Source organism: Streptomyces sp. NPDC030799, assembly GCF_055572255.1.
On sequence record NZ_JBVIDS010000001.1, the window covers coordinates 36402 to 51480 of the forward strand.

The following is a 15079-nucleotide window of genomic DNA, read 5'->3' on the forward strand; positions in this document are numbered from 1 at the left end:
ACCGTCGTCGTCACCTCCGTCGCCGCTGCCGCCTCCCACGTATGCCACTGCTCGTCGTACCACTTCAGTAGCTCGGTGTGCTCACGCCGCCGCCATGACTGCGGACGCCAGAGCATCCAGATCACCGCGCCTCCGGAAGCGGCGTCGACATCGGCCGACACCACGGTCGGTACGCGCCGCGGCATCCACCACGGCTGCGGATCGGCCCTCGCCTGCGCCCGCCTCACCATGCGCGGGGCATCAAGCCCCCATTCGCCCAGGCAACACCGGCCCCGACGCTCACGAACCGTAGGCTGCACGAGTGATTGAAACGGTTGTGTTCGACGTCGGAGAGACGATCACCAGGGATGACCGGTACTGGGCGTCCTGGGCCGACTGGCTCAGCGTTCCCCGTCATACCCTGTCCGCGCTCGTCGGAGCCGTCGTGGCTCAAGGCATCGACAATGCCGAGGCCCTGAGACTCGTCCGTCCGGGCATCGACGTCGCCGCCGAGTACCGGGCGCGGGAAGCAGCAGGGCGCGGTGAGTCCCTGGACGAGACAGACCTGTACGAGGACGTGCGACCGGCGCTCACCATGCTCCGGCAGCACGGGGTGCGAGTGGTCATCGCGGGGAACCAGACGGTCCGGGCCGGTGAGCTGCTGCGCGGTCTGAATCTACCTGCGGACGTGGTCGCGACATCGGGGGAGTGGGGCGTCGCCAAGCCTCAGCCGGAGTTCTTCCGGCGAGTGGTGGAGGTGGCGCAGGCTCCTCCGCAGCGCACGGTGTACGTGGGAGATCACCCGGTGAACGACGTGTTCCCGGCTAAGGCGGCCGGACTGCGCGTGGCCCACATCCGCCGCGGCCCGTGGGGACGTCTGTGGGCAGACGACGCTGATGTGATTGCTGCCGCGGACTGGCGGATCGACAGCCTCGGCGAGCTTGCCGCGCTTCTTGGTGACTGAAATCTGCAAACTGGTCCCCCACGCGCGGTGACGGGGCAGTTTCTGCGCACACGGGGTGCCGGTGCGAGTACGTTCGCAAAGGATGCACCGAACTGGAGCCAGTATGCCTTTGCGTTCCCGTGGTGGAGTCGGCGGCCGGATCGCCTACTACCGCAGTGTCATGCGCCCGAAGCTGACGCAGCAGCAACTCGCCGAAGCGGCCTGCGTCGCCCTCGGAACCATCCGCAAGATCGAACGCGGCGAGCGCGGAGTGAGCGACTCGACGCTCGATGCGATCGCGGACGCCCTCGGTGTCGATCCTGCCCGTCTGCGCACAGACCGCGGCCCGGCGTACACCCGCGTGCACGATGGGCTGCCCGCTCTGTCCGCTGTCATCGCCGCCTACGACCTACCCGAAGACGGCCCCGTCCGCGCCTGGCACGAGCTGCGGGAGGCCGTTCAAGCGGCCACACGGCGGAGGCTCGCGGCCCAATACACCCAGATTGCCCGCGAACTGCCTGACCTGCTCACAGAACTCCTACGCGCTTACCACACGGCCGCACCGCATGAACGCGCGGAAGCGGCGGGTTTCCTGGTCAGGGCGTGCCGCTCTGCAGATGCAGTGGCCTACAAGTTCGGCGCACGCGATCTGTCTGCCCGTCTCATCGATGTCATGCGGTGGGCCGTCGCCGAAGCCAGGGATCCTCTCCTCTCTGCTGCCGTGGCCTACGTGCGCACCGAGACATTCTTTGCCGCCCGCGCGCATCAGGCAGGCTTACGGGCGCTCCACCAAGCGCTGGACGCGGTGCCCGCCCCCGCCACAGCCCCGGAGATCGCAGCTCAGGGTTCGCTGCACATGAGGGCCGCCGTCATTGCCAGTCGCGCCGGCGACGTTTCGATGGCAGTCAGCCACCTGTCGGAAGCTCGCAAGCTCGGTGACCGCATCAGCGAAGACGTCTACTGTGGCACCGCGTTCGGGCCCGACTCTGTACGCATCCACGAGGTTTCTGTGGCCGTCGGCCTCGGAGACGCACATGTCGGCCGGGCCCTCGAAATCGCCGATGAGTGGAAGCCCTCCAAGGACCTTCCGGCCGAACGCAGGAGTGGGTTCTACATCGAACTGGCCCGTGCTCAGCTCTGGTCGGGGCTCGCCGACGACGCGTTCGAGTCGCTGAAAGTGGCCCGTCACATTGCACCACAGCACACGCGTGAGCATCCCTGGGTCCGTCAGGACGCCGCGACACTGCGCCGCTTGAAGCGAGCCGACTCCGAGTCGCTCACCAACTTCGCGGAGTGGTGCGCCGCCATCTGACGCAGTCCCGTGGCTACCCCCAACAGGGGTACTTGTGGTGTAGCCGCACCATCACCATCTGTGGCACGCGCAGGAGCCAACAGATGGGAGTCGAGAAGTGCCTGATTCACTTCGGCTCGCGCCCGCGGTCATCGAAGGGCGCGTGAGCGTCGTCCGGTTGCACGGTGAGGCCTGCTTCCACTGCGGGGCTGTCAACAAGACCCTGCGCGCTGCCGGGCAGGTCGTGGTCCGTGGGAGCACGCGTGTGTGGCGAATCGCCACATGTGGCTGCCGCAGCAAGGCCGCCACGGCATGACCGGCACCGACCAAGGAGACCCCCGCGACCGTGCGACCGATCCGGGGGCATGGCCAACGCTGCTTGGAGCGTCGACTTGATGAAAGGTACAGCCCGGCCCCGGGCCAGTACACGAGGCAACGGTATGACGATTCGGGTCTACACCATGGACCGCTATGGCACGGTCACCCGCGCCCGGGGCGCGATCACCGTGCCATACGGGAACGAGCCGCTGCCGCCGGTGATGGACACCCGGTACCCGCCCTGCGGGTGCCCGCGCTGCCGGGCGGGACAGGCGGTGGGCGGGTGAATGCCATGGTGAAGCAGCACGACGACAGCGGCCTGATGGACATCGCCACGATGCGTGAGACCGCGGCCCTGCTGCTCGGTCCTGACGACGGGCCCGAAGTGCTTCCCCCCGTCCCCAAGGAGTTGGACACTCTCAACGCGACACTGCGTCGCCATCTGGGGCTGCTGATCCCCGAGGTGGCGGAGAAGGCAGGACGGATACCGAAGAACAGCGTCCCGCGATACTGCGCGCTCGCCTGCGTCGGCGAGGGGACCAGGAACCTGCGGGTCGGAGACGGTTGCACGCCGCCCGTCCGCGTGGCCGTGGTGCGCAAGCTCGCCCGCTCCGTCAAGGCCCTCTGCGACCACTACGAGAAATTGGACGGGGAAGCATCGGCCGGCGAACGGTCATGAAGGCGATCGCCGGCCTGCTCATGTATGTGGCCGCCGTCACCGGCCCCGTACTTGCCCTGGTGCTCGCGAGGACGTCCAACTGACGCACCCCCAGGCGACCGCCGGGTCAGGGTCGCGTCCCAAGATCACCCCACCCGCCGGGTTCCGCAAGACTCCGGCGGGAGCGGTGCACCGGGCCCCTGCTCGGAACGATCCGCAGCGGGCTCTTCAACCGATATGAGTGAAGGAGTACGCCTTGTTCGTCCACTCCGACCGGTTCCCGACCGAGACGCCGCAGCCGTCCGACACCCCCACTCTGGACCCCTGGGGGGTGAGTCGCATGGCCCCCTATCCGACGATGGCCCCGGGATACGCGCGCGCCGAACTGGACCCGCGCACCCAGGCGGCCGTGTTCTTCGACGCCGCCGGGCAGGTCATGGATATGCCCGGCCACGGCACCAGTCCCGACGGGCAGGGGCAGGGAAACACCGACTCCGACCAAGGGAGCGATGGTGACCAGTGAGTGATCCGCGTCTGGTCTTGGTCGTCACCAGCCTGTACGACCCCACCGCCGACGTGGTGATCCGCGAGCTGCACGATCGGGGCGTCCCGGTCGTGCGGCTCGACTCCGGGGACTTCCCCGCCTCACTGTCGGTGGAGGCCGAGATCACCCAGCACGGTATCCAGGGCCGCCTTCTCACCCCCACCCGGACCGCCGACCTGACCGCCGTACGATCCCTGTACTACCGACGGCCGACCGGGTTTGCTTTCCCGCACCTGCCCGAGCAAGATGCGCGGTTTGCCGTCACCCAGGCCCGGTACGGACTCGGAGGCGTGCTCGCGTCCCTGCCGGGGTGCTTGTACGTCAACCACCCGCACAGGATCGGCGACGCCGAATTCAAGCCCTCCGGCCTCGTCGCGGCGAGGCAGGCAGGATTCGACGTACCGGCCACACTCATCACCTCCAGCCCGGACGCCGCCCGGGCCTTCGTCAAACGCCACCACTCGGTCATCTACAAGCCGCTGTCGAACCCGGCGTACCACGTAGACGGCGTCTCCTCCGTCGTCCGGATCGCGGAGGTCGCCGCCGAGGACATCGACGAGCACGTGGCCGGCACCGCGCATCTCTTCCAGGAACGCGTCCCCAAGGAAGCGGACGTCCGCGTCACCGTCATCGGCACTCGGGTGTTCTGCGTTCGCATCGACTCCGATCTGCTGGACTGGCGTACTGACTACGGCCGTCTGAAGTACACCCCTGTGGAGCCGCCACCACGGACTAGGGCGTCACTTTTCCGGTATCTGGACAGCTTCGGGCTCGTTTTCGGCGCTTTCGACTTCTGTGTGGGCACGGACGGGCGATGGTGGTTCCTGGAGTGCAACCCCTCCGGCCAGTGGTATTGGCTGGAACCGGAGACCGGCATGCCGATGCTCCAGGCCATGGCCGACCTACTGGAGAGGACGACGTGAACACCGAGGTGACACAGCTGCACCAGCGGTTGGTCGACAGTCTTCAGCAGACAGGGGCGCTGCGGACCGAGCCGTGGAGGCGGGCGGTGGAGTCCGTTCCCCGGCACGAGTTCCTCCGGAGCGGCTTCTTCCGTCGGGTGCCGAACGCCTTCCCCGCAGCTTGGCAGCCTGTTCTGGAGGGCAGCGCGGACTGGATGCGGGGCTGCTTCGCCGACGAGTCGCTCGTGACACAGATCGCCAACACGATCGTTCCGTCAGACATTCGCGGGGAAATCCTGCGTGAGCCGACCAGCTCCAGCACGCTGCCCTCGCTCGTGGTGCGCATGCTGGAGGAACTGCGGGCGGAGCCAGGTATGAGGGTGCTGGAGATCGGCACCGGTACCGGCTACTCGACCGCGCTGCTCTGCGCCCGGCTGGGCGAGGGCGCCGTCACCTCCATCGAGTACGACAAGGAGGTGGCCGCGCGGGCGCAGACGGCTCTTGGCCGGATCGGGATGTACCCCACCCTCATCACCGGTGACGGCCTGCGCGGCTTTGCCAAAGGTGCACCGTACGACCGGATCATCGCGACCTGCGGCGTGCGAACCGTGCCCTCGGAGTGGATCGAGCAGGCTCGGCCTGGCGGAGAGATCCTGACGACCATCGGTGGCTGGCTCGGCACCTCGGAACTCGCTCGATTGGCCGTGCACGACGACGGCACCGCATCCGGGCCGCTGTTGGGCGGCCGAGTGAGCTTCATGCTCGCGCGTCCGCAGCTGCCGCCACCACTCGGCCTGCTCCCAGACCTGAGCGCAGGCGAGGAGCGCCCGGCCACTGTCGGGGCCGACGCCCTGGACGGCTGGGCGTCCCGCTTCGTTGTGCAGTCCGCGCTTCCGGGCGGCCAGCGTCTGACCATGGAACGCGACGGGCTCCGGGAGGAAGTCCTGATCGACGTCGACTCCGGCTCTTGGGCCGCTCTCTATGAGGAGAACGGCCGGTGGACTGTGCGGCAGGACGGTCCACACGCTCTGTGGGACGCTGCCGAAGACCAACTGGGCCGCTGGTATGCCGCTGGAGCACCTGAGCTGGAGCGGTTCACCCTCCGCGTTACGCCGGAGGGACAGAGCTACAGCTGGTAGCGGCAACCGGAGAAGCCGGACGGGCACCCCGGAGGACCGTACTCCGGGGTGCCCGTCCGTCTTCGGAGCCGACTGCTGGAGCAGACCGGTCAAAGCTCGTCTCTCAGCCGCGTCCAGGTATGGCTGTCCAGGCCGTCATGGGGCCCGATGCGGGAGAGTTCCGTGCCGTCGCGGCCCAGGGCCGAGATGACGGGACGGTCTGCGAGGCCGGCGGTGCGGGGAGATGTCCAGACAGCGATGAGCCTGCGCTGCTCGGGAGCCTCGATCCGGCGGGCGCCGATGAGCACATGCCCCACGTCCGGCCCGAGGCGCACGATCTCGCAACCGATCCATGGGGCTGAGATGAGGGAGCCAGGAGGGGCGAGGCGGCGGGTGAGGCTGAGGCTGCCCGCGGCGTGGCGAATGTCGAGCACATCGACGTCGGCACCGTCGTCTCCGTCTCCGTCGCCCCAGCCGCCTCCCACGTACCGCCACCGCTCGTCGTACCACTCCAGCAGCTCGGTGTGCTCACGCGTCCGCTGTGACTTCGGACGCCACAGCATCCAGACCGCCGCGACTCCCGAGGCGGGGTCGACATCGGCCGACACCACGGTCAGTACGCGCCGCGGCATCCACCACGGCTGCGGACCGGCCCCCGCCCGCACCCGCCTCACCACACCCAGCACGAATGCCTCCCACGAGGGCCCCGCCCACACGGCCGCTCGCCATGCCCGCATGTGCCTGCGATACCCGGTGCGCGGAGGCGTCAAGCCCCACGCTCAGAGGCCGGTGATCGGGTTCGTCAGGGTGCCGATGAGCTGGAGGGCGCCCGACGGGTCGGTGAGGTCCACCATCTGTTTGTTGTTGCGGAGTTGGAGGCGGTTGAGGCAGGACAGGGCGAACTCGGGGGTGAAGATGTCGTACTGACGGAATCGTTCCGCCAGTTCGGGGTTCGCCTCCTGGTACTCGTGGGTGACCTCGGCGACCGTGCGCCAGAAGGCGTGCTCCTCCAGGGTCCCCTCGGCGGCGAGGTGTGCGGCGAGGAAGCGGAAGAAGCAGTCGAAGACGTCCGTGAAGATCGACAGCAGCTTCGTGTCGTCCGGGACCTCGACACGGATCCGCTGTACCTCCGGCGGCAGGACCGCGTCCGGGTCCATCACCACGATCTCCTCGGCGATGTCCTTGTAGACCGCCCGCTGCACCACGCCGTCCTTGAGCACCAGGATCACGTTCTCCCCGTGCGGCATGAACGCCAGGTCGTAGGCGTAGAAGCTGTGCAGCAGGGGGGTGTAGTAGGCGCGGAGGTAGCGGCGCAGCCACTCCGTCGGCGGGAGTCCCGAGCGGGCGATCAGCGCGCCCGCGAAGGAGGCGCCGTTGTGGTCCACGTGCAGCAGGGAGGCCATGGTGGCCAGGGACTCGCCGTCCTGGAGCGAGGGTACCGGGCTCTCCCGCCACAGTGCGGCCAGCATCTTGCGGTAGGGGGAGTAGCGGTCGGTGGCCTGTTCGTACTCCAGGTGCCGGTAGCCGACGGCCGCCCGCTCGCGGATGATCGACAGGCCCGTGGACTTCAGCACCGGGTCGTTCTCGATCAGCTGGGCCAGCCAGTCGTTGATGGCTGGCGTGGCCTCCATGTAGGCGGCCGAGAGCCCCCGCATGAAGCCCATGTTGAGGACGGACAGGGCCGTCTTTACGTAGTGCTTCTCCGGGTGGGACGTGTTGAAGAAGGTCCGGATGGACTGCTGGGCCAGATACTCGTCGTCGCCTTCGCCCAGGCAGACCAGGTGCCGGCGGGCCACCTCGGCGGCGAAGGTGACGGAGAGCTTGTTCCACCACTGCCAGGGGTGGACGGGGATGAGGAGGTAGTCGGCGGGGTCGAGGCCCTGGGCGGTGAGCCGGCCGTGGAACCGGTCGACCGTGTCCGCGCCCAGCTCCTGCCGGACGAACTCCTCGTACGCGATCCCGGCACCCGCCGTGAAGGCGGCCCGTGAGCGGTGCGCGGCCAGCCACACCAGACGGACGGGGCTCGCGGTCTCCGGGGCGTAGGAGAGGTACTCGTGGATGCCGAAGCCGAGCCGGCCGTTGTTGGCGACGAAGCAGGGGTGCCCCTCGGTCATCCCGGTCTCGATCGCCTGGAAGCCGTGACCCGCCAGCTCGGCGGAGGTGATGCGGGGCTTGGTGAGCTTGTAGCAGGTGCTGGAGAGGGTGGAGGAGATCTCCTCCAGGTAGACCGGCAGGATCTCGTCGGTCAGCCGCAGGGACTCCTTCAGCTCGATGAAGAAGTCCAGGGCGGACAACGGGAGTTCGGCACCGTTCCGGTGCCGGGTGAGGGACTCGGCGTCGACCTGCCAGTGGTCGAGGGCGCGCCGGACGGCGGAGAAGCGGTAGGAGGTCAGGCCGTCGTCACTGCGGACGACGTACCCGTCCCCCTCCCGCGCAGGTGTGATCAGGCGCTCGTGGGCGAACTCGGCGAGCGCCTTGCGTATCAGCAGACGGTTGGCGGTCGCCCAGCGCTCGGGGGAGAGGTGGGCAACGGTGTCGGCGAGGGTCATGCGGCCACCCCCGTCGCAGCGGTGAACTGCTCGCGCGTGCAGAAGCTCAGCAGCGCCTTCTTCTCCGGCTTCTGGATCTCCCGCTCGGGCACGAACCCGACGGCCTCGTTCAGCGCGTGTACGGCCGTGTTGCGGACGTCCGGTTCGACTACGACGCGCTTCACCTCCGGATCCTCGAACAGGTGCGCCATCACGGCCGTGATGACGGCCCGCGTGAACCCGTGCACGGGCGTGTCGGTGGGCGCGACCAGGAAGTGCATGCCGGCATCGCCCGGCTGTGCCTCGTACAGGCCGGTCAGCTCGCGGTGCGCGGGGTCGTACTTCTCCATGAGGAAGACGGGCACGCCGCCGCGCAGTCCGAGCAGCGCGTGGTGGTGCTCGTCCGCCGCGATCTCCATGTAGGCCCGCTCGACGTCCTCCAGTTTCGCGTCCTGCATCATCCAGAAGGACGCCTTGGGATGGGTGACCCAGGAGTGCAGCAGTTCGCCGTGGGCCAGGGGATCGACGGGACGGAAGGTGAAGGTCATGTCCGTGTCGGTCATACCGCGAACTCCTGGAAGGCGATCGTCTTCTCGATGGGGTAGTACTCGGTGCCGAGCAGTTCGCGGATGATGTACGCGTTGCGGTAGGCGCCCATGCCCAGGTCGGGGCTGGTGATGCTGTGGGTGTGGACGCCGGCGTTCTGCAGGAAGACCCCCCGGCCGGTGACGTCGATGGCGTAGTTGCGGGCGACGTCGAAGCGGCCGTGTCCGTCGAAGCGGAGGCGGTCCCGGATCGGGGCGAGGAAGGCCGGGGGCTCGTAGTGGTAGCCGGTGGCCAGCAGCAGGCCCTCCGTGCGGATCTCGAAGTCCTTGCCCTGCTCGTCCTGGTGGAAGCCGAGGGTGTAGGTGCCGTCGGCGTCGTGACGGGCGCTCTTCAGGGTGGAGTTGGTCAGCAGACGGGTCGGGACCGGGCGGTCGCCGCTCTCGACGTTCTTCTGGTAGAGCAGGTCGAAGATCGAGTCGATCAGATCCGAGTTGATGCCCTTGAACAGGCCCTTCTGCTGCTTCTCCAGCCGGTAGCGGGTCTCCTCCGGCAGTGCGCGGAAGTAGTCGATGTAGTCGGGACTGGTCATCTCCAGGGTCAGCTTGGTGTATTCGAGAGGGAAGAACCGCGGGGAGCGGGTGACCCAGTTGAGCTGGTAGCCGTGGACGTCGATCTCGGCGAGCAGCTCGTGGTAGATCTCGGCCGCGCTCTGGCCGCTGCCGACGATCGTGACGGACTTCTTCGCCTGCAGCTCCGCCTTGCGGTGCACGTACTGGGAGTTGTGCAGGAAATCGCCGGGCAGGTCCTGGCAGGCCTGCGGGACGTACGGGGTCGTCCCCGTGCCCAGGACCAGGTGCCGGGCGCGGTACGTTTCACCGGCCTGCGTGCGGACGACGTACAGCTCGTCCTCGTACGTCACCTCGGTGACCGTCGTGCCGAAGCGGACGCTGCGGAGTTTGCCCGCCGCCCAGCGGCAGTAGTCGTCGTACTCGATCCGCAGGGGATAGAAGTTCTCGCGGATGTAGAACGAGTACAGTCTGCCTTTCTCCTTCAGGTAGTTGAGGAAGGAGTAGGGCGAGGTGGGGTCGGCGAGGGTGACCAGGTCCGACATGAACGGGGTCTGCAGGTGGGCGCCGTCCAGGAACATCCCGGCGTGCCACTCGAAGTCCGGCTTGGAGTCGAGGAAGACGCCGTCCAGACCGGCGATCGGTTCGGTGAGACAGGCGAGGCCGAGGTTGAAGGGGCCGAGCCCGATCCCCACGAAGTCATGAACACGGGTGGCTTCAGGAAGCGCGGTCAAGGGACTCTCCCAGGTACTGCTCGGCGTGGCCGGCGATCAGATCGAGGACGGCGGCGATGTCGGCCGCCCGTGTCTCGGGGTTGAGCAGGGTGAACTTCAGGTAGTGGCGGCCGCCGACCTTGGTGCCGGCCACCACGGCGTCGCCGGAGGCGAACAGGGCCTTGCGGGCGTAGAGGTTGGCGCGGTCGATCTCGGCCGGGTCGGTGACGGCCGCCGGGATGTAGCGGAAGACGAGGGTGGAGAGGGTGGGCTCGACGACGACGTCGTAGCGGGGGTCGGCGGCGAGCAGCTGCCAGCCCTCGGCCGCCAGGTCGCAGACCTCGTCGAAGAGCTGTCCGACACCGTCCGCTCCCATGGTGCGCAGGGTCATCCACAGCTTGAGGGCGTCGAAGCGGCGGGTGGTCTGCAGGGACTTGTCGACCTGGTTGGGGATGCGTTCCTGCACCATGCGGCGCGGGTTGAGGTAGTCGGCGTGGTAGGTGGCATGCCGCAGCGTGGCCGCGTCCTTCACCAGGACGGCGGACGAACTGACCGGCTGGAAGAAGGACTTGTGGTAGTCGACGGTGACCGAGTCGGCGCGCTCGATGCCGTCGATGCGGTCCCGGTACTTCAGGGAGGCGAGCAGCCCGCAGCCGTAGGCCGCGTCGACGTGCATCCACACGGCGTACTGGGCGCACAGTCCGGCGATCTCCGGGAGCGGATCGATGGAGCCGAAGTCGGTGGTGCCGGCGGTGGCGACGACCGCCATCGGCACCAGCCCGTCGCGCCGGCAGCGCTCCAGCTCATGGGCGAGGGCGACGGTCTGCATCCGCTTGTCGCGGTCGACGGGGACGGCGACGACGGAGTCCGGGCCCAGGCCGAGGAGTTTCGCGGACTTCTTCACGCTGAAGTGGCTGACCTCGGAGGCGAGGATGCGCAGCTTCGCGAGGCTGTCGCTCTTGGCTTCCTCTCTCGCCAGGAGCAGCGCCTGGAGGTTGGACTGGGTGCCCCCGGAGGTGAACACGCCGTCGGCGGCGGGGCCGAGGCCGATGCGTTCGGCGGTCCAGTCGATGAGCTTGCGCTCGATGAGGGTGCCGCCGGCCGACTGGTCCCAGGTGTCCAGGGAGGAGTTGACCGCGGAGAGGACGGCCTCGCCGAGCACCGCCGGGATGACCACGGGGCAGTTGAGGTGGGCGAGGTAGCGGGGGTGGTGGAAGTAGACGGCGTCCCGGAGGTAGACGTCCTCCAGTTCGTCGAGTACGGCGGCGGTGTCGCCGAGGGGCCGGTCGAGGTCGATGGCGTCGATCCGGGGGGAGAGGGTGTCCACGGTGACGCCGGTGAACGGACGGTCGGTGGTGGCGAGTTTGGCCGCCACCCGCTCGACTCCTTCGGTCACGGAGCTGCGGTAGTGCTCCGCGGTGAGGCCATTGAGCAGGTGCGAGCGCATGTGGGGGTCCTCCGAGGGGACAGTCCGTACGGGGGTTTCAGCTTAGGTTAGCCTAACCTAAGTTAATTGGATCAAGGCATGCCTGACCCGTGACCGGCGTCACTCCAGGAGCGGTTACCCGGCGGCCCGCAGCTGTTCCTCGGTCATCCCCTGCCGCCAGTACCCGACGAAGGTCACCCGCTGCCGGTCGACGCCACGCTCGCCGACGAAGTGCCGCCGCAGCGCCTTCACTTGCCCCGACTCACCGGCGATCCACACGTACGGCCGCTCGGCCGCGGGCAGGTGGGCGGCCCGTACGGCATCGACGGCCATGGGGGATCCGTCGTGCCGTACGAGCCACGTGATCTCCGCGTCGGCCGCCGTGCGCACGTCCTGGATGTCCCCGGCGTGCGGCACCTCCAGCCAGGCGCGGGCGCGGCTGCCGGCGGGGAGGGACTCCAGGATCGCGGTCGCGGCCGGTACGGCGGTCTCGTCGCCCCACAGGACGACGAGGTCGGTGTCCCCGGGCGGGCGGAAGCGGATCGCGCGGTTGTCGGCGACCGCCGGCCCGAGCAGCAGCACCCGGTCACCTGCGGTCGCCCGGGAGGCCCAGCGGGAGGCGGGGCCGGCGGGGGTGGACGCGCCGGACTCGATGCCGTGCAGCGCGAAGTCGATGTCGATCTCGTCCGGGTCGCGCCTGAGGGCCCGCAGTGTGTACGAGCGCATCACGGCCCGTACGTCGTCCGGCAGTTCCCGCCACCCCTGCCACCAGCCGTCCCCCAGCTCCAGCGGGACGACGGGCTCGGTCTGACCGGGGTGCGGCAGGAACAGGGAGAGGGACTGGTCCCGTCCGTCGGAGTGGAACGCGTGCAGATCGGCTCCGCCGAAGGTGACACGGACGAGCGACGGCCCCAGCCGCCTCGTCCGTACGACCTGCAGGGAGAAGAACCGGAACGGGGCGGCTACGGCCGTGGTCATGTGGGCTCCTCATCGATGCGGGGGATTGCAGCGGGCCTGAAGGGGCGCGGGGAACGGCGCGACCAGCCACACGCGGTCCGCAGCCGCCCGCCATGCACGGCGCCCCTCCGCATGGGCGCCTAGGGGGTGTTCGGATCAGGCCGGCCGTGACGAGCGGTGCGCCGGCCGACCCGTGCGTGCCAGGGCCCGCGACGCCGGGATGATCCGAACGACACCCCCTAGCCGACCTTCTTCGCCTTCTCCAAGGCCTCGGCCAGACTCGTCAGCAGTGGCACGCACTTGTCGTACGACAGAATCGGCTCGGGCGACCGGGCGATCACCTGCCCCGCCTTCACCGCGGGCAGCTTCTTCCATGTCGGCTTGCTGATGTCGGCCGGCTGGATCGCCGAGGACCGGTCGTCCATCATGATGATGTCGGCCTGGTACTTGTCGACGTTCTCCCAGCTCAGCGACTCGTACCAGCCACCGCCCTGCTTCTTGGCGCTCTCCGGCGGCTCCACGAAGTTCACGCCGAGGGCCTTGAAGTACTCCAGGTCCACGGAGAGGTTGGTGCCCGAGACGTAGAACAGCTGGTCGCTCGCACTGCCGGCCATCACCCTGATGCCGGGCTTGGCCTTGGCGGCGGCGCGCAGCCGGGCGGCGGCGGCCTCGAACCGCTTCCTGGCGTCGGTGACCTTCGCGGCCTTCATGTCCGCGCCGAGCGACTCGGCCAGGTCCCACATGCGCTGCAGCGGCTCGGTGAGCCGGCGGTCGTAGACGGAGATGCCGACACCGGGGGCGAGTTGGGAGATCTTCTTCTCCGACTCCTCGGGGACGTACCAGAGGGTGCCGGCGCCGTCGAACATCGTGGAGATCAGCACGTCCGGCGCGAGCGACGCGTACTTCTCGATGTTGAACTGGCCCCAGGTGTTGCCGAGGACCGTCACCTTGCTGACGTCCATGTCGCCGGCCTGGACATCGGCCTTGCCGTCCTTGGTCGTGGTCGGGCCGAAGACGCCCTTGACCTGGATGCCGTAGTCGTGGAGCGCGGCGCCGACGCCGGTGAAGGCGACGATGTTCGCGGGGACCTTGTCCAGCTTCACGACCGTGCCGCGGTCGTCCTTGAAGGACCAAGGGCCGGACTTGGCGGCCTTCGACCCGCCGCCCGCGCCACTGTCTTTGCCCTTGTCGTCCCCGCAGGCGCTGAGCGCGGCGGCCAGTCCGACGGCGCCGCCCGCGGCGAGGAGACCGCGGCGAGTGAGATGGGTGGCACGGGCCTGGGGCATGGGTATGACTGCTTTCGAACGGGGCGGAGCGCCCGCCGGACAGGTTTCAAGGTAGGTTAGCCTAACCTCACTCGATGTCCAGGGGGTGGGGCGCCCCGCACCCGAACCCGTACGCGGCCTGTGTGCCGCCGGAGCTGCCTCAGCCGACCAGCCCCAACTCGCGTGCGATCAGCATCCGCTGGACCTCACTCGTGCCCTCGCCGATTTCCAGGATCTTGGAGTCGCGCCACATGCGGGCCACCGGATACTCGTTCATGAAGCCGTAGCCGCCGTGGATCTGGGTGGCGTCGCGGGCGTTGTCGACAGCGACCGTGGAGGAGTGGAGCTTGGCGAGGGCCGCCTCCTTCTTGAAGGGTTCGCCGGCCACCAGGCGGGAAGCGGCGTCGCGCCAGGCGAGACGGGCCGTGTGGGCCTTCATCTCCATGTCGGCGATCTTGAACTGGATGGCCTGGTTGGCGCCGATCGGCCTGCCGAAGGCGTGGCGCTCCCTGGCGTACTTCACCGACTCGTCGACGCAGCCCTGTGCGAGGCCCGTCGCCAGCGCCGCGATGGCGATGCGGCCCTCGTCCAGGATGCGCAGGAACTGGGCGTAGCCGCGGCCCTCCTCGCCCAGGAGGTTGGCCGCCGGGACGCGTACGTCCTGGAACGACAGCTCGCGGGTGTCCGAGGCGTTCCAGCCGACCTTCGAGTACGGGGCCGCGACCGTGAAGCCCGGCGTACCGGACGGGACGATGATCGCGGAGATCTGCGGCTTGCCGTCCGGCTTGCGGCCGGTCACGGCGGTCACCGTCACCAAGCCCGTGATGTCCGTACCGGAGTTGGTGATGAAGCACTTCGTGCCGTTGATCACCCATTCGTTCGTGGCCGGGTCCAGACGGGCCGTCGTACGGGTGGCCCCGGCGTCGCTGCCGCCGTCCGGTTCCGTCAGGCCGAACGCGCCGAGGATCTCGCCCGAGCACAGGCGGGGCAGCCACTCCCGCTTCTGCTCCTCCGTGCCGAAGAGGTGCACGGGCATCGCGCCCAGCGACACCCCGGCCTCCAGGGTGATCGCCACCGACGAATCCACCCGCGCCAGTTCCTCCAGGGCGATGCCGAGGGCGAGATAGTCGCCGCCCATGCCGCCGTACTCCTCCGGGAACGGCAGCCCGAACAGGCCCATGCGGCCCATCTCGCGGACGATCTCGTACGGGAACTCGTGCCGCTCGTAGAAGTCGCCGATCTTCGGCGCCACCACGTCGTGCGCGAACTCCTCCACCGTGCGGCGGAGTTCCTCCAGCTCGGGGCTGAGACGGTGGTCCATGCTG

Annotated in this window: 15 protein-coding genes; 7 read left to right on the plus strand and 8 right to left on the minus strand. The window is 68.7% G+C overall.

What is annotated here, in order from left to right; all coding sequences use genetic code 11:
- Positions 1 to 301: 301 nt before the first annotated feature.
- The 7 genes from ACZ41I_RS00160 (at position 302) to tgmC (ending at position 5774) form a co-directional block, all read left to right on the plus strand.
- Positions 302 to 943, plus strand: a complete 642-nt coding sequence (locus tag ACZ41I_RS00160; RefSeq protein ID WP_399768760.1) for an HAD family hydrolase — start codon at positions 302 to 304, stop codon at positions 941 to 943.
- Positions 944 to 1103: 160 nt separating this feature from the next.
- Positions 1104 to 2234, plus strand: coding sequence for a helix-turn-helix domain-containing protein (locus tag ACZ41I_RS00165; RefSeq protein ID WP_468512795.1), 1131 nt, complete (start codon positions 1104 to 1106; stop codon positions 2232 to 2234).
- A 419-nt stretch (positions 2235 to 2653) separates the two neighbouring features.
- Complete coding sequence (locus tag ACZ41I_RS00170; RefSeq protein WP_468512796.1) at positions 2654 to 2818, plus strand: hypothetical protein; 165 nt, start codon at positions 2654 to 2656, stop codon at positions 2816 to 2818.
- A 5-nt stretch (positions 2819 to 2823) separates the two neighbouring features.
- Positions 2824 to 3210 carry a DUF6415 family natural product biosynthesis protein gene (locus tag ACZ41I_RS00175; RefSeq protein WP_468512797.1) on the plus strand — a complete coding sequence of 129 codons (387 nt, stop codon included), beginning with the start codon at positions 2824 to 2826 and terminating at the stop codon, positions 3208 to 3210.
- 235 nt (positions 3211 to 3445) lie between these two features.
- Entirely contained in the window at positions 3446 to 3712 is a 267-nt protein-coding gene (tgmA, locus tag ACZ41I_RS00180) for a putative ATP-grasp-modified RiPP (RefSeq protein WP_468512798.1), read from the plus strand.
- Complete coding sequence (gene tgmB / locus ACZ41I_RS00185) at positions 3709 to 4656, plus strand: ATP-grasp ribosomal peptide maturase (RefSeq protein WP_468512799.1); 948 nt, start codon at positions 3709 to 3711, stop codon at positions 4654 to 4656. The genes tgmA and tgmB overlap by 4 nt, the downstream gene beginning before the upstream one ends.
- Positions 4653 to 5774 (plus strand): ATP-grasp peptide maturase system methyltransferase, encoded by a 1122-nt coding sequence (gene tgmC, locus ACZ41I_RS00190; protein WP_399768762.1) that lies wholly within the window; start codon positions 4653 to 4655, stop codon positions 5772 to 5774. The genes tgmB and tgmC overlap by 4 nt, the downstream gene beginning before the upstream one ends.
- 89 nt (positions 5775 to 5863) lie before the next feature.
- Here tgmC and ACZ41I_RS00195 read toward each other — a convergent pair whose 3' ends face one another.
- The 8 genes from ACZ41I_RS00195 to ACZ41I_RS00230 all read right to left on the minus strand — a co-directional run bounded on the left by ACZ41I_RS00195 (position 5864) and on the right by ACZ41I_RS00230 (position 15075).
- Positions 5864 to 6490: a hypothetical protein gene (locus ACZ41I_RS00195; RefSeq protein ID WP_468512800.1), complete on the minus strand. Its 627-nt coding sequence runs from the start codon at positions 6488 to 6490 to the stop codon at positions 5864 to 5866.
- Between the two features lie 42 nt (positions 6491 to 6532).
- On the minus strand, positions 6533 to 8302 hold the full coding sequence (locus ACZ41I_RS00200) for an IucA/IucC family protein (RefSeq protein ID WP_468512801.1): 1770 nt from the start codon (positions 8300 to 8302) through the stop codon (positions 6533 to 6535).
- Entirely contained in the window at positions 8299 to 8844 is a 546-nt protein-coding gene (locus ACZ41I_RS00205) for a GNAT family N-acetyltransferase (RefSeq protein WP_468512802.1), read from the minus strand. The genes ACZ41I_RS00200 and ACZ41I_RS00205 overlap by 4 nt, the downstream gene beginning before the upstream one ends.
- Complete coding sequence (locus ACZ41I_RS00210) at positions 8841 to 10127, minus strand: lysine N(6)-hydroxylase/L-ornithine N(5)-oxygenase family protein (protein ID WP_468512803.1); 1287 nt, start codon at positions 10125 to 10127, stop codon at positions 8841 to 8843. The genes ACZ41I_RS00205 and ACZ41I_RS00210 overlap by 4 nt, the downstream gene beginning before the upstream one ends.
- Positions 10111 to 11553 carry a lysine decarboxylase DesA gene (gene desA / locus ACZ41I_RS00215; RefSeq protein ID WP_468319730.1) on the minus strand — a complete coding sequence of 481 codons (1443 nt, stop codon included), beginning with the start codon at positions 11551 to 11553 and terminating at the stop codon, positions 10111 to 10113. Before desA ends, ACZ41I_RS00210 begins: the two co-directional genes overlap by 17 nt.
- Before the next feature lie 114 nt (positions 11554 to 11667).
- Positions 11668 to 12510, minus strand: a complete 843-nt coding sequence (locus ACZ41I_RS00220) for a siderophore-interacting protein (RefSeq protein ID WP_468512804.1) — start codon at positions 12508 to 12510, stop codon at positions 11668 to 11670.
- A gap of 218 nt (positions 12511 to 12728) precedes the next feature.
- Positions 12729 to 13775, minus strand: coding sequence for an ABC transporter substrate-binding protein (locus ACZ41I_RS00225; protein WP_468512805.1), 1047 nt, complete (start codon positions 13773 to 13775; stop codon positions 12729 to 12731).
- Positions 13776 to 13914: 139 nt separating this feature from the next.
- Positions 13915 to 15075: an acyl-CoA dehydrogenase family protein gene (locus ACZ41I_RS00230; RefSeq protein ID WP_363213972.1), complete on the minus strand. Its 1161-nt coding sequence runs from the start codon at positions 15073 to 15075 to the stop codon at positions 13915 to 13917.
- Between the last annotated feature and the right edge of the window lie 4 nt (positions 15076 to 15079).